Annotated in this window: 16 protein-coding genes; 13 read left to right on the top strand and 3 right to left on the bottom strand. The window is 68.0% G+C overall.

Annotation, left to right across the window (positions count from 1 at the left end):
* Positions 1–619 precede the first annotated feature (619 nt).
* From ABZ824_RS11990 to rraA, 9 genes are all read left to right on the top strand, one after another.
* On the top strand, positions 620–1,264 hold the full coding sequence (locus ABZ824_RS11990) for a DUF6474 family protein (RefSeq protein WP_355073309.1): 645 nt from the start codon (positions 620–622) through the stop codon (positions 1,262–1,264).
* Between the two features lie 14 nt (positions 1,265–1,278).
* On the top strand, positions 1,279–1,815 hold the full coding sequence (locus ABZ824_RS11985) for a hypothetical protein (protein WP_356963281.1): 537 nt from the start codon (positions 1,279–1,281) through the stop codon (positions 1,813–1,815).
* A gap of 39 nt (positions 1,816–1,854) precedes the next feature.
* On the top strand, positions 1,855–2,511 hold the full coding sequence (locus ABZ824_RS11980) for a YcnI family protein (RefSeq protein ID WP_356963280.1): 657 nt from the start codon (positions 1,855–1,857) through the stop codon (positions 2,509–2,511).
* Positions 2,508–3,047, top strand: a complete 540-nt coding sequence (locus ABZ824_RS11975; RefSeq protein WP_356963279.1) for a copper resistance CopC family protein — start codon at positions 2,508–2,510, stop codon at positions 3,045–3,047. The genes ABZ824_RS11980 and ABZ824_RS11975 overlap by 4 nt, the downstream gene beginning before the upstream one ends.
* Positions 3,044–4,006, top strand: coding sequence for a CopD family protein (locus tag ABZ824_RS11970; protein ID WP_356963278.1), 963 nt, complete (start codon positions 3,044–3,046; stop codon positions 4,004–4,006). Before ABZ824_RS11975 ends, ABZ824_RS11970 begins: the two co-directional genes overlap by 4 nt.
* Positions 4,007–4,107: 101 nt before the next feature.
* Positions 4,108–4,563 carry an SRPBCC family protein gene (locus ABZ824_RS11965; RefSeq protein ID WP_355073317.1) on the top strand — a complete coding sequence of 152 codons (456 nt, stop codon included), beginning with the start codon at positions 4,108–4,110 and terminating at the stop codon, positions 4,561–4,563.
* Between the two features lie 74 nt (positions 4,564–4,637).
* Positions 4,638–5,012: a DUF5313 family protein gene (locus ABZ824_RS11960; RefSeq protein WP_355073318.1), complete on the top strand. Its 375-nt coding sequence runs from the start codon at positions 4,638–4,640 to the stop codon at positions 5,010–5,012.
* Between the two features lie 50 nt (positions 5,013–5,062).
* On the top strand, positions 5,063–5,428 hold the full coding sequence (locus ABZ824_RS11955) for a DUF5313 family protein (protein ID WP_356963277.1): 366 nt from the start codon (positions 5,063–5,065) through the stop codon (positions 5,426–5,428).
* Between the two features lie 140 nt (positions 5,429–5,568).
* Positions 5,569–6,057 carry a ribonuclease E activity regulator RraA gene (gene rraA, locus ABZ824_RS11950; protein ID WP_355073321.1) on the top strand — a complete coding sequence of 163 codons (489 nt, stop codon included), beginning with the start codon at positions 5,569–5,571 and terminating at the stop codon, positions 6,055–6,057.
* 52 nt (positions 6,058–6,109) lie between these two features.
* Here rraA and ABZ824_RS11945 read toward each other — a convergent pair whose 3' ends face one another.
* Positions 6,110–6,328 carry an RNA-binding S4 domain-containing protein gene (locus ABZ824_RS11945; RefSeq protein ID WP_039794186.1) on the bottom strand — a complete coding sequence of 73 codons (219 nt, stop codon included), beginning with the start codon at positions 6,326–6,328 and terminating at the stop codon, positions 6,110–6,112.
* 302 nt (positions 6,329–6,630) lie between these two features.
* Between ABZ824_RS11945 and lysX the strand changes: the two genes are divergently transcribed.
* Together lysX and ABZ824_RS11935 are read left to right on the top strand one after the other, a co-directional pair.
* Positions 6,631–9,954 carry a bifunctional lysylphosphatidylglycerol synthetase/lysine--tRNA ligase LysX gene (gene lysX / locus ABZ824_RS11940; RefSeq protein ID WP_356963276.1) on the top strand — a complete coding sequence of 1,108 codons (3,324 nt, stop codon included), beginning with the start codon at positions 6,631–6,633 and terminating at the stop codon, positions 9,952–9,954.
* 100 nt (positions 9,955–10,054) lie between these two features.
* Positions 10,055–10,267: a hypothetical protein gene (locus ABZ824_RS11935; RefSeq protein WP_355073325.1), complete on the top strand. Its 213-nt coding sequence runs from the start codon at positions 10,055–10,057 to the stop codon at positions 10,265–10,267.
* Positions 10,268–10,402: 135 nt separating this feature from the next.
* Here the strand turns inward: ABZ824_RS11935 and ABZ824_RS11930 are convergent, their stop codons facing one another.
* The gene (locus tag ABZ824_RS11930) at positions 10,403–10,981 is read right to left on the bottom strand and encodes a Uma2 family endonuclease (protein ID WP_356963275.1); all 579 of its coding nucleotides are present in this window, start codon (positions 10,979–10,981) and stop codon (positions 10,403–10,405) included.
* Positions 10,982–11,069: 88 nt separating this feature from the next.
* Here ABZ824_RS11930 and ABZ824_RS11925 point away from each other — a divergent pair, with 88 nt between their 5' ends.
* Positions 11,070–11,684: a histidine phosphatase family protein gene (locus ABZ824_RS11925; protein WP_356963274.1), complete on the top strand. Its 615-nt coding sequence runs from the start codon at positions 11,070–11,072 to the stop codon at positions 11,682–11,684.
* Between the two features lie 229 nt (positions 11,685–11,913).
* Positions 11,914–12,267, top strand: coding sequence for a hypothetical protein (locus tag ABZ824_RS11920; RefSeq protein WP_356963273.1), 354 nt, complete (start codon positions 11,914–11,916; stop codon positions 12,265–12,267).
* A 69-nt stretch (positions 12,268–12,336) separates the two neighbouring features.
* Here ABZ824_RS11920 and ABZ824_RS11915 read toward each other — a convergent pair whose 3' ends face one another.
* Positions 12,337–13,236, bottom strand: a complete 900-nt coding sequence (locus tag ABZ824_RS11915) for a cutinase family protein (RefSeq protein WP_356963272.1) — start codon at positions 13,234–13,236, stop codon at positions 12,337–12,339.
* Positions 13,237–13,303: the final 67 nt, after the last annotated feature.

The following is a 13,303-nucleotide window of genomic DNA, read 5'->3' as shown; positions in this document are numbered from 1 at the left end:
GCATCGATGAAGGCGGCCGGCACGTCGGTGGCCCGATCCACGGCCGTTCCGTTGCGCTTGCGACCATCCCGGTCACCGATGTCCGAATCCACGCTAAGCAGTATGGTCCCTCCCCCCGACAGTGTTGAATTTCAGCGCTGTTTGGTCTGGCCGCGACTTCGTCGCGGCGTGTTCGCGGCTCTCTTGTGGCTCGCGTCCGAGCGACCGCCGCTGGCGACTGCGTCGCGAACGCGGCGGCCACTCGGACGCGAGCCGGGCCGCGAACGGAACATGCTCGGTCTCGCTTCGCTCGAAACCGGGGGTTGCGGTGCGCTGTGCGTGTAGGGCGGTGACCCGCACATGCGCGGTACGCCGACAGCACCACTTCACTTCGAATCCAGACGGTGGTGCGGCGTAGCCGCTCGACGTCGACCAGCACGGCACCGGATGGAGAAAGGAAGCCTTGCCGACCAGTCGCTCGGCTGGGATGGGAATTGCTGGGCGCCGTGCGCGCGGGCCGCACTACCCTCGCAGCTGACGGCGTGGACCCGATAGGGTAACGGCAAAGCGTGTGACATGGGCGGACGGGCTTCCCCGGCGTCGTACTGCCATGGCGAACCAGCATGACGGAGGGCCTTCGATGGGGTTGTTCACGAAGCGCAAGCGGCGGCCGAGCCGCAGGGCCGAGGCGAAAGCCCTCAAGCACAAGGCCGTGATGGAGGCCAAGCTCGTCGCGAAGAACGACCGCAAAGCGCGCCGGGCCGAGGCCCGCACCCAGCGCAAGGTCGCCAAGGCGCAGATCGCGACGTTCCAGGCGGAGGAGAAGGCCGCGCTCAAGGTGGCGGCCAAGGCCGAACGCGATCCGTTCAGCGCCGGTCAGGTGAAGAAATACCTCGGGGTGGCCCGTGTGCTCATCCCGGTGCTCGCTCCGCTCGCCTACCGCGGCGCGACCTTCCTGCGCGGACAGCTCGACACCCGCCGCGCCCAACAGCTCGGCGTCGGCATCGACCAGCTCGGCGACTTCACCGGACACGGCGCGAAGCTGCAGGCGCGGATCACGAATGCCGAAGCGGCGCTGACGAAGATCGGCTCGCAGGACGGCAAGGACAAGGGCGAGGCGCAGAAGTTCGTCGCCGCCACCAAGGACCGCCTCGGCAGCCTGACGGCCGCCGTGCACACCTCCGACCAGATGCCCGCCAATCGCCGCCGTTCCGTGCACGCGTCGATCTCCCACGAGCTGTCCGGGATCGAGTCGGACATTCTGGCCCGGCTCGGCGTGCGCTGAGTTTCCTCGTCCCGATGTCTCCGCACCCGATCACCGGCCACACGCGTGGCGGCCTGGTCGGCGTGCTGGTCGGCGTGCTCGCCGTCGCCGCACACGGTGCGGCGGGTGGCGGTGCGCCGGGCTCCACCGAGCTGACGCTGCTGTTGCTGATCGCCGCCGGAGTCGGCTCGGCCGCGGGAACCGCGCGAGCGTGCCCGCGCCCGTCCGTCGTGGCCGGGCTGCTCGGCGCGGGCCAGCTGCTGAGCCACGCCGCGCTGTCGGTGCTGGTCGACCACGACCATTCCGGAACCACGGACACCACAACGATTTCCCCGCTGCCGACCGGATGGATGCTGCTCGCGCACACCGTCGCGACGGTCGCTTGCGCGGCACTGATCGTCCTCGCCGAGCGGCTTTCCGCCGCCGCCTCCGGTGCACTGCGCGTGATTCTCGCTCCGCCGCGGCGGATGCGAATCGCCGGCGCGCCGCTCTGGGCTGATCCCGGCCTACCGCCCTATCGCTGTGCTCCGCTGGGTGCGCTCGGTCCTCGCGCGCCGCCGGTGTCGGTCTGATCCTCCGACACCCATTCCTCTCGCACAGGAGACCTCAGCATGCCCAGCTCGATTTCGCGCGCCGTCACGACGACGGTCGCCACAACGGCACTCGTTCTGCTCGCGGGCGGCGCCGCCGCGGCACACGTCACGGTGGACGCGCCCGGCGCGGCGCAAGGCGGATACGCCGTCGCCACCTTCCGGGTGCCCACCGAATCGGACACCGCCAGCACCACCGCGCTCACCGTCACCCTGCCCAACCTGAAATCCGCTCGGAACGAACCGATTCCCGGATGGTCGGCCAAGGTCGAACGCAACGACAAGAAGGAGATCACCGCGATCACCTGGACCGCCGATCCCGGCGCACCGGGCATTCCGCCCGGACAGTTCCAGCGTTTCGCGCTGTCCGTCGGCCCACTGCCCGCCCTGGACTCGGTGAGCTTCCCCGCCAAGCAGACCTATTCCGACGGCAAGGTGGTCAGCTGGGATCAACCGGTCCAGAAGAACGGCGACGAACCGGAACATCCGGCTCCGTCGATCACCCTGGCCGCCGCGAAAGACCATGCGGACGGGCACGCGGTGAGCAGCGAAGCCGAAGACGAAGACGCCGACCACGAGGACCAGACGGCCCGCTGGCTCGGCGGGATCGGTCTGGCCCTCGGCTTGCTCGGTGTCGCGCTCGGCGTCGGCAACGTGATCCGCGGGCGGCGCGCATGAGCCGCCGCCTCCTCGCCGCCCTCGTGACGGGACTGTTTCTGCTCGGGTTCGGCATCGCCGCAACGGGAGTCGCCGCAGCGCACTCCGCCGCGACCGGCAGCGTCCCGGAGGACAACGCGACCGTATACGCGGGCCCGGACCGCGCCAGCGTCACGTTCAACGAGGAGCTCCAGCCCAGCTTCCCGTCGCTCACCGTCGTCGGACCGGACGGCAATCTGTGGTCCAAGGGCGATCCGGTGGTCGAGGGCAAGACGGTAAGCGTCGCCGTAGGCGAGCTGGGCCCGGCTGGCGAATACACCATCGCCTATCGGGTGACCTCGGCCGACGGCCACCCGGTCAGCGGCAAACGGCATTTCACGCTGGGCAAGCCGGGCAACGGCACGCCGGGGCCGAAGCCGAACGCGAAGGCGAACGACAGCTCGGACGGCTCGGACGGGATCCCGCTGTGGGTGTTCGTCGTCGGCGCGGTCGTGTTGTTCGGCGGCGGACTCGCGTTCGCCTTGTTCGGCGGCAGGAGCCGCGACCAGAAGCGGTGAGCGACGTGAAGACCGGCGGCCGGGACGGCGCTCGTCGCGCCCCCGGCCGGATGCCATGGCCCGCGGTGTTGCTGACCTTCCCGGCCGGGCTGCTCGGCGTCGTACTCGCCTGGGTCCTGATCCTTCCTGGACCGCTGCCGGGGGAGGCCGTGGTCCGGGTGGTCGCCGACGGCATCGGGGCCACCGCGCTCGGGTTGGCCGCGCTGCCCAGAGTGGCGCCGCGCTCGCGGACACCATGGCGGCTGCTCGCGGTGCTCGCCGGGATCTGGGCGGTGGCCGAATTCGCCGTGCTGGTCTTCGAGGCCGCGGAGGTGGTCGGCGTTCCGGTGAGCCGACTCGGCGCCGGAGAGTTCGGCACCTATCTGGTCGACGTCAGCGGCGGGCAGGTCGGGATCGCGATCCTGGTCGGCGTCGCGACGGTGGCCGGTGGATCGGCGCTGGCCTTCCGGCGGCCCGAGTCCGCCTCCGCCGATCTGGTGCTGGTGTTCGCGGCGGTCGCGCTGGCGTTGCGGCCGATCACCGGGCACATGTCGCAACAGGCGTTCGGGTCGGTTCTCGCCGCGGTGCACGCGTTGGCGGCGGGCGCCTGGTTCGGGTTGCTGGTCGCGCTGGCGCTGGTCGTGCGGACCCGGGGCGAGTGGGCGGCCGTGCTGCCCAGGTATTCGGCGGTGGCGTTGCCCCTGGTGGCGGTCGTGGCGGTGACGGGGCTGCTCAACGGGCTGATCCGGGTCGGTGGGGTGGCTCCGTTCGTCAGCACCGGTTACGGCCGGATTCTGCTCGCCAAGACCGTGGTGCTGCTCGGCTTGCTCGCGCTCGGCTGGTGGTGGCGGCGCAGTTGGGTGCCGAAGGCGGCGGACCACCGGATGGACGCGAAGGACTCGCTGCGCCGCGCGGTAGCCGAGGTGGTCGTGATGGCGCTCGCCTTCGGCCTCGCCGCGACTCTCGCGGTAACAGCCTGAGTCGCGGCTCCGCGTCCCGGTTGTGCGTACCTCCGCCTTCGCTCCGGCCATGCGCGGGCTGAGGACGGACTGCGTCCGACCGCACCCGTTAAGGTCTGCGCATGACCGAAGTGAAGATCGTCGAGGATTGCGTTGCCTCGGCGGAGTCCGCGTTCGCCTACGTGAACGACTACCGGAACCTGTCGCGGTTCCTGCACGGTATCCAGTCCTTCACCCCGGTCGGGGAGCAGACCGAAGGCGTCGGCGCCACCTTCGACGGGCACATGAAACTGGGGCCCGCCTCGCTGAAGTCGCGGATCCGAGTGATCCGCTGGGAGAGGGACTTCGCCATAGGCGTCGAGTCCATCAAGGGTTTCGACGTCGAATCCACCTTCTTGTTCCACGCCAAGGGCGACAGGTTGTGCACGGTCGACGCGATCGTGGACTTCCGGGTGCCAGGCGGCTTGGCGGGACGGGCCCTCGGCAAGACCATCGAGCCGTTCGTCAAGATCGCCGTGCAGCACACCACCCACAACCTCGTCACCCAGATAGCGGCGTTCCACGCGCGCTCTGTTTGATTTGCCGCGACTTCGGCTGGGGCTGCCACCGGTTGTCAGACCGTAGGTGAGGCTCGGGCTGTCATGCTGGAGGGGTGAGTGCTACACCCTCGGTCGGACAGCGGATCGGTTATATCTTCGGCAGGACCCTGCCGGAATCGATGTCCGATTGGGTGCGGGAGGATCTGGTCGGGCCGGGCGCTACGCGGCGTTACCTGCTGCGGTTTCTGGTGCCGGTGCTTCCGGTGCTCATGCTGTTCCTGTTGCTGCCCGGCCCCCTGTGGATGGGTCTGGCGATGATGGCGCTGTTGTACATCCCGCTGATCTACTTCACCGTGGCGCTGCTGTACGTCTATCGGCGCCATCGGCTGATCAAGCACGGTCTCGACCCCGCGCTCGCGGATGCCGACGCCCGCCGCCGGGGCGAGCGTGAGCGGCTGGAGTACGAGCGCCGACACGGACGTGGATGACCCGCATCGAGACCTGGCGGTGCCTTATATCACAGGCATAGCCTGGAGGCATGAAAACCCCCACGTTGACGCAGCGGATCTCCTACGATCTCGGCCGCGAGCTCCCCGAGGAGCTGCACGAGTGGGTTATCCACGACCTCGTCGGACACGGGGCCATGGAACGCTATCTCGTCCGCTTCATCGGGCCGATCATCCCGTTCTTCGCTCTGGTGCTGCTGTTCCCCGGGCCGATGCCGCTGAAGATCGGCTTGATCGTGATGATGATCGTTCCGCTGATCGTCTTCACGGTCGCGCTGAGTTACGTCTGGCGCCGCTTCCGCTTGGTCCAGCACGGCCTGGACGCCGACCTGGTCGACCACGGAAAGTGCACCGAACACGACCGCGACCTGTACGAACTGCGCTACGGCCACAGATAACGCCGCCGCCCCCAGAAGCAACGCGCCGATCGACCACGCGCGAGGGCAGCCGACGCCCATCGACCGAAGCCTGACGCTCGGACGCGAGCCATAGGGGGGCCGCAAACACCCAGCGCCGCAGGCGCTGGAAAATGAACACCATGACGGAATCGCAGAATGTAATCGCCACCGCCGACCTGGCCGACGAGATCGGCCCGGAGATCCGCAGCTGCGACACGCAGTTCATCCAGTTCGGCGGGCGGGCGGCATTCTCCGGACGCATCACCACGATCCGTTGCTTCCAGGACAATCTGCTGGTCAAGCAGACGCTCGGCGAGCCGGGCGACGGCAAGGTGCTGGTGGTGGACGGCGGTGCGAGCGTGCACACGGCGCTGGTCGGCGACATCATCGCCGGGCGCGGCGTGGAGAACGGCTGGGCGGGCGTCATCGTCAACGGCGCCGTTCGCGACTCCGCCATCCTGCGCACCCTGGACATCGGCATCAAGGCGCTGGGCACCAACCCACGCAAGAGCACCCAGACCGGCAGCGGCGACCGCGATGTACCGGTCGAGTTCGGCGGGGTCACCTTCGTCCCCGGCGACATGCTCTACAGCGACCACGACGGCATCGTGGTACGCGCCGAGGATTGAGCCGGTGCGGCGGCGCGCCCGAATCCGCCCGTTCGCCGCGACCCGGCGGCGATCAGGCGGACACGATCGCCTTGTGACCGGCGAGCGCGACCACATCACCGATGTGCAGTTGCCGCCCGCGCCGCAGTTCCACCTCGTCGTTCACCCGCACCAATCCGGCGGCGATCACGGTCTTCGCCTCCGAACCCGAATCGATCAGGTTGGCCAGCTTCAGAAACTGGCCGAGCCGAATAACGTCGTCATCGATCGGTACTTCGACTGGTTCCGACATGGGGTAAATACTTACTACCCCATCCGAACTCGCCGAACACCGCCCCAGGTCCCCAGCGATCTCCGGGCAACTATGCCGCACTCCCGCTCCGCGCAGAAATCGGAACGTCTCTACCGTATGCAACGAATTCACACCGATTTGGTCGGCCGCTCCGCCCAGGTCAGCGCGGAATCACAAAAGTTCGTCGTCGAGCCTTGTCGGCGGCGAACACGCCGCGCTCGAGTCCGGACCGTACAAACACCGCACAAACACGCGCGCCGCAGGCTTGGCAAATCCGACACACTCACGTACACACTGGTTCCGTGACCTCCACGCAAGCCCAGCAACACCTCGACACCGCACCACCGGCGGATAAACCGACTCCGCCGGTTCCACACCGTGGTCATGGCCGACTTTCGGAAGTGCCGCATATCGCGGGTTTGACGCTCGGTGTATTCGCGGTGCTGTGCTTCCTGTGGAGCCTCTCGCCCGCGCTGCGTTTCCTGACCCAGGTGCCGCGCCGCTATATCGATACCTATTACTTCGACGCGCCGGACACGAACCTGATGTGGGCGCTGGTGGTCGGGCTGACGGCCGGCGCGATCACCAGCCGCAAACGGATCGCCTGGTGGTTGCTGATCGGCTATCTCGCGATCTACACGGTGGTCAACGCCATGGCCTTCGCCGAGCGCGGCAGTATTCACGCGCTGGTGGCGATGGTGGTGCACCTAGCCGTGATCGGCGTGCTCATCGCGGCATGGCCGGAGTTCTACACCAAGGTGCGCCGCGGCGCCGGGTGGAAAGCGCTCGGCGTGCTGGTCGGTGGACTGGCGATCGGCGCGCTGCTGGGCTGGGGACTCGTGGAAATGTTCCCCGGCAGTCTTCCGCCGGGTCTGCAGCGGCCTGGGTGGGCGATCTACCGGGTGACCGCGGCGGTGCTGGCGGACAACGAGCACTTCGACGGACATCCACGACCGTTCGTCAACTTCCTGCTCGGCCTGTTCGGCGCTGTCGCGCTGCTGGCCGCGGTGGTCATCCTGCTGCGCTCGCAGCGGGCGGCGAACGCGATGACCGGCACCGACGAGTCGGCGCTGCGCGGACTGCTGGAGCGCTCTGACGTGGAGGATTCGCTCGGCTACTTCGCCACCCGCCGGGACAAGGGGGTGGTGTTCGCGCCGAGCGGCAAGGCGGCGGTGACCTATCGGGTGGAACTGGGCGTCTCCCTGGCCAGTGGTGACCCGATCGGCATCCGCGAGGCATGGCCGCAGGCCATCGATGCCTGGCTGCGGGAGGCCGATCAGTTCGGTTGGGCGCCCGCGGTGATGGGCGCGAGCGAGGTCGGGGCGACGGCGTACCGGCGGGCGGGTCTTTCCGCGCTGCGCCTCGGTGACGAAGCCATTCTGGATACCAGGAACTTCTCGCTGGCCGGACCCGAGATGAAGCCGGTGCGTCAGGCCGCCAACCGGCTGCGCAAGCACGGTGTCGTGGTCCGCATCCGCAGGCATCGCGATATCCCCGCCGAAGAGTTCCGCAGGATCATCGCCCGCGCCGATGCCTGGCGCGACACCGAGACCGAGCGCGGGTTCTCCATGGCGCTGGGCAGGCTGGGCGATGCGCTGGACGGCGACTGCTTGCTGGTCGAGGCCGTCAATCCGCAGGACCGGGTGCTCGGCATGCTGTCGCTGGTGCCGTGGGGCCGCACCGGCGTCTCGCTGGAGCTGATGCGCCGCGACCCCGGGGGTCCCAACGGCGTGATGGAGCTGATGATCTCGCAGCTCGCGCTGCATTCCGAGCTGTACGGCATCACCAAGGTGTCGCTGAACTTCGCGGTGTTCCGCTCGGTGTTCGAGGAGGGCGGCCGGATCGGAGCCGGTCCCGTGCTGCGCTTGTGGCGCGGCGTGCTGCTGTTCTTCTCCCGCTGGTGGCAGTTGGAGGCGCTGTATCGCTCGAATGTGAAGTATCAGCCGCACTGGGTGCCCCGGTTCTTCCTGTTCGAAGATCGCAGGCACCTCCCCCGCGTCGCGATGGCCAGCGCGCTGGCGGAGGGCTTCCTGCCCCGGTTCGGCAAGGAGCCGGACACCGCGATCCACACCGGCGAACATGTCGCGGTGCCCGCCACCGTGACGGGCCTGCACGCCGACGGCAGCGCGCCGGAGATCCCCGAGCACGAGAGTGCGGAGCAGTTGCCACGCAGACCCGAACAGGTTCGCGTGCGCATGGACAAACTGGCGCGGCTGACGGATTCCGGCATAGATCCCTATCCCGTCGCCTACCCGCCGACGCACACCGTCGCCGATGCGCGGCGTTCCCCGCGCGGCACCACGGTCCGGGTCTGCGGCAGGTTGCTGCGCATCCGCGACTATGGCGGCGTGATCTTCGCGGTGGTCCGCGACTGGACCGACGACATCCAACTCGTCATCGATCGCGACCGGGTCGGCGCCGCCCGAAGCGCCGAGTTCGGCGAGTTCTTCGATCTGGGCGACCTGATCGAAGTGAGCGGTCAGATCGGGGCCAGCAGGCGCGGTGAGCTGTCGCTGCTCGCGGCGGACTGGCGGATGCTGGGCAAATGCCTGCACCCGCTACCGGACAAGTGGAAGGGGCTGGCCGATCCCGAGGCCAGGGTGCGGCAGCGCTACGTCGACATGGCGATCAACACCGAGATCCGCGAGGTGCTGGCCAAACGGAGCGCGGTGATGCGCTCGCTGCGGGACTCGCTGAACTCCCTGGGTTACCTGGAAGTGGAGACGCCGATCCTGCAACAGGTGCACGGCGGCGCCAACGCCACGCCGTTCCTCACCCACATCAACGCCTACGACCTCGACCTGTACCTGCGCATCGCCCCCGAGCTGTATCTGAAGCGGCTGTGCGTCGGCGGAATGGAGAAGGTGTTCGAGATCGGGCGCACCTTCCGCAACGAGGGCGTCGACTTCAGCCACAATCCCGAGTTCACCATTCTCGAGGCCTATGAGGCGCACAGCGACTACGAGCGCATGATGCACACCTGCCGACGGCTGATCCAGAACGCCGCGATCGCGGCCAACGGCGCCATGGTGGCCCTGCGGCCCCGTGGCGACGGGACCTTCGAGGAGGTGGACATCTCCGGCGAGTGGCGGGTGCGGACGGTGCACGGCGCGGTGTCGGAGGCGATCGGTACGGAGATCACACCCGAGACCGAGGTCGAGGAGTTGCGCCAACTGTGCGAAAAGGCCGAGGTGCCCTGTCAGCACGGCTGGGACGCCGGACAGGTGGTGCTGGAGATGTACGAGCACTTGGTCGAATCACACACCCAGGAGCCGACTTTCTACATAAACTTCCCGACTTCGGTGTCCCCGTTGACCAGACAGCACCGCAGCATCCCGGGCGTGACCGAGCGCTGGGACCTGGTCGCCTGGGGTGTCGAACTCGGCACCGCCTACAGCGAACTCACCGATCCCGTGGAGCAGCGCCGCAGGCTCACCGAGCAGTCACTGCTCGCGGCCAACGGTGACCCCGAGGCGATGGAGCTCGACGAGGACTTCTTACAGGCGCTCGAGCACGCCATGCCGCCGACCGGCGGGCTCGGCATGGGCGTGGACCGGATCGTCATGCTGATCACCGGACGCAGCATCCGCGAGACACTGCCGTTCCCCTTGGTGAAACCACGCTGACCGAGCCTTCGTCCTGGAAGGATCCTCATCGAACGAATCGGACCGCTACCCTTGGAGATTCGGCCCCGGGAGGAGGCCGCGACACCGAAGGGGTTCGGATATGTACCTTGATCTGCTGACGAACGCGAGTCTGCTGGACCACACCGTATGGGCCAGCCCCGACACCTGGAACTCCGCGCTCGAGTTGGCCGCCAAAAAGAAGAAGAGCAGGGGCGGCGGCGGGCTGATCATCGGCGCACTCTGCTGCCTGCTGGTGGTCGCCCTGATCATCGGCGGCATCTACCTGCTGACCAAGCGCAGGAAGAACAACTAACGGCAGACACCGACGGCCCGGCTTCGCGATACGAACCGTGCCGTCGTCGCTGTGGTCTCAGGCGCGCTCGGATGCCGATTCCGTCGCCACTGGCGGCTCTTGGCCGGGTCGGCCAACCGAGCCGAACCGACCTTTCTACAACCGATCGATCTCGGTGAGATCGATATCCAGATCGAACGGCACGGTCAGCTTCAGGCGATCGTGGTGAATTCCGGTAAGCGCGTACGTCTTCGTGGCCGGATCCAGTTCGTACACGTAGACGACGGGGCGGCCATCCACGTTCTCCACTCGCCAGAAGTGAGCGATGCCCGCGCGGGCATAGAGTTGCGGCTTCCGCTCGCGATCCCGGGTGCGGGATTCCGCCGACACCACCTCGACTGCCAAGACGACGTCATCGGCGAGATAGGAGGTGAGTTCGGGACCGCCGTCACGGTCGGCGTGGATGACGACCAGGTCGGGTTCCGGACGCTGGTCCCGCCCGAGCGTCACTGTCATTTCCCGCCGCACCCGAAGGTGCGCCGGGGCGAAATGGCGGAGCACGGAGTCGAGCAGCGTGATCACCAACATGTGGAACTTCGCCTGCGGACTCACGAAGACGAGACTCCCGTCGATCAGCTCGGTGTGCGGGGGAAGGTCTGGCAGGCGATCGAGATCCTCGGCGACGAACCCGCCCGGCGGCGGGCGCAGCCACTGCGGAAACGGCTCGACGGTCATGGTTCGAGTATGTCACCCCTGGTGGGCCGGACGAAGGGTCGATGGGGCCGGATGGAGTGGGCCAAGGGTATGCGGCAGAGTGGGGTGGGTGCAGTTGATTCTCGTTCGCCATGCCCAGCCGGTCCGGATGCTGACTTCGGGTGGGCCCGCCGATCCGGAGTTGGCCCCGGTAGGGCTGGAGCAGGCCGAGCGGGTGCCCGCGGCGCTCGGCCATCACCGGATCTCCCGGGTGGTGAGCAGCCCGCAGCGCCGGGCTCGGGAGACGGCGGCGCCGACCGCCACGAAACTGGGGCTCGGTGTCGATGTCGTCGACGACCTCGCCGAATACGATCGCGATCTACCGGCCTATATTCCCATCGAGGACGCGAAGGTCGAATTCCGCGACGCCTATGACCGGATCAAGGCCGGGCATCTTCCGGTGCAGGTGGACGGTACGGCATTCAAGGCCAGGGTGTACGCCGCGGTCGCCGATATCGTCGCGGCCACCGATCCGGCCGACACTGTCGTCGCGTTCGCGCACGGCGGTGTGATCAACGTGCTGCTGCAAGAGGTCCTCGAGCTGGAGAGGCCGCTGACCTTCCCCATCGACTACTGCTCGATCACCCGCATCCTGTTCTCCCGCACGGGGCGCCGCACGGCCGCCACCGTCAACGAGAACGGGCACGTCTGGGACCTGTTGCCCCGCAATATCGCCTCGAGCTGAGCACTCACAGAGGATTGCCAGGCCGACCGCACCGGTGTCCCAGTCACGGGAGGCCCCTACGTATTCGGTGCCTGCTCAGACCATGCCGGCGATCCGCTGATAGCCACGCGCTGAGTTATTCACAGCCGATTGCCAGGCCCGTCGCACCGATGTCCCAGTGACCGAACCTTCGATAGGACCGGTGAGCCGCTGCCGAACGGCGACTCACGGTTCGAGAGAAAGGAATTCCGTGTCGCTCTCCAAAACCGCTACGCCGCTGCGGCGTCTGGCCGGGGTCGCCGCGGCCGGTGCGCTGATCACCGTCCCGCTCGCGGCCCTCGCGGCGACCGCGTCCGCCGAAACCACCGCCGACCAGGCGCAGATCCAGCTAGTGGACGCGCCGCAGCAGGGCACCGACATCGACGGCGGCCCTCGTCATTTCGAACGTTTCGAACGGCACGACGGGCCGGACAGCGGGCCTCGTCTTTTCGAACATTTCGAACGGCACGACGGCCCGGACTGTGGGCCGGACAACGGCCCGTGGCGGGATGGCCCGCGGCAGAAGCACTTCTTCCATGTGCTTCCGCCCACCGGGTCCAGCTAGACCCTCCGGCCGCATCGAAAAGGGCCCACTTCCGAGTTCGGAGGTGGGCCCTGTGGTTTCGGTGCCAGGTCAGGCCATGCCCGCGATCCAGTTGTGCATCCAGGAGATGGCCGTCTGGCCGCCACCCACCGGGTAGCTGCCGTACAGGGTGTGCGCCTGCGACTTGTAGAAACGCTCCAGGTCCTTGACTCGCTGCTCGTTGGCCGAGTCGGTCAGCTGCGCCTGCAGGACCGGGACACCGCCCGAACTCATCAGATCGCCGAAGATGTTGCCCGCCTCGATCTGATAGCGCCACATGTTGGCCGGATTGGCGTCCGACGCCTGGGCGAGGAAACCGGCGAACCGTGTGACGAAGTCCTCGGTCGCGGTGGCGCAGTAGAGGTCGTCGAGCGCGCAGATGGTGCGGGTGCGGTCACTGATCCAGCCGAAGCCGCCGACACGGGGACCACCGGCGCCCGCTCCCGGCGCGACCGGGCCGACCTGGATGTCGGTGGGCGAACGACGCGGATCGGAGATCAGGCCCACGCCGGCGATGCGGTCGGGCGGCACGACACCGAGGCCGGTGCCGATCTCGGCGGCGAGGTCACCGGCGGCGTCCGCGCCCTGGCTGTAGCCGACCAGCGCGATCTTGGTCGCACCGCACTGCTGCGCCATGTTCGCGATCAGGCCACGCGCGTTGTCGACCGCTTCTTTCTTGGAGTTGCCGTAAACCTCGCCCTCCCAGGGGAAGGCGGTCGCGGCGTAGGTCACGTAGTCGACCTCCGCGGAGGACGGTAGGCCACGGGTGACGCCGGACAGCATGCCCGGCTGCGGGTTCTTTTCGTGCCCGGTCTCCCAGGTACCCGGGATCGCCACCACGTACAGGCTCGGGCAGCCGGGGGCGGCGTTCACCGAACCGCTACCGAGAACCAATCCGGACATCACGGTCGCGGACGCACCCAGAGCCGCGACGACCTTCTTCCACTGCATACCGCTCCAAACCTCGCCCTCGTCGACTTCCCGCCGAGTTGCCGCGTCAATGCTGAACGCACTGGAT

The organism is Nocardia sp. NPDC047038 (genome assembly GCF_040644075.1).
GTDB lineage: Bacteria > Actinomycetota > Actinomycetes > Mycobacteriales > Mycobacteriaceae > Nocardia > Nocardia sichangensis.
Note: the sequence above shows the minus strand (reverse complement) of the source record. Positions and strands in the feature narration are given on the sequence as shown.

What these genes read in the sequence shown, in the direction of transcription:
- ABZ824_RS11975 (WP_356963279.1), top strand. Translation starts at nt 2,508, where the DNA reads ATGAGCCGCCGCCTCCTCGCCGCCCTCGTGACGGGACTGTTTCTGCTC.
- ABZ824_RS11965 (WP_355073317.1), top strand. Translation starts at nt 4,108, where the DNA reads ATGACCGAAGTGAAGATCGTCGAGGATTGCGTTGCCTCGGCGGAGTCC.
- ABZ824_RS11915 (WP_356963272.1), bottom strand. Translation starts at nt 13,236, where the DNA reads ATGCAGTGGAAGAAGGTCGTCGCGGCTCTGGGTGCGTCCGCGACCGTG.
- ABZ824_RS11955 (WP_356963277.1), top strand. Translation starts at nt 5,063, where the DNA reads ATGAAAACCCCCACGTTGACGCAGCGGATCTCCTACGATCTCGGCCGC.
- ABZ824_RS11935 (WP_355073325.1), top strand. Translation starts at nt 10,055, where the DNA reads ATGTACCTTGATCTGCTGACGAACGCGAGTCTGCTGGACCACACCGTA.
- ABZ824_RS11945 (WP_039794186.1), bottom strand. Translation starts at nt 6,328, where the DNA reads ATGTCGGAACCAGTCGAAGTACCGATCGATGACGACGTTATTCGGCTC.
- ABZ824_RS11990 (WP_355073309.1), top strand. Translation starts at nt 620, where the DNA reads ATGGGGTTGTTCACGAAGCGCAAGCGGCGGCCGAGCCGCAGGGCCGAG.
- rraA (WP_355073321.1), top strand. Translation starts at nt 5,569, where the DNA reads ATGACGGAATCGCAGAATGTAATCGCCACCGCCGACCTGGCCGACGAG.
- ABZ824_RS11930 (WP_356963275.1), bottom strand. Translation starts at nt 10,981, where the DNA reads ATGACCGTCGAGCCGTTTCCGCAGTGGCTGCGCCCGCCGCCGGGCGGG.
- ABZ824_RS11985 (WP_356963281.1), top strand. Translation starts at nt 1,279, where the DNA reads ATGTCTCCGCACCCGATCACCGGCCACACGCGTGGCGGCCTGGTCGGC.
- ABZ824_RS11980 (WP_356963280.1), top strand. Translation starts at nt 1,855, where the DNA reads ATGCCCAGCTCGATTTCGCGCGCCGTCACGACGACGGTCGCCACAACG.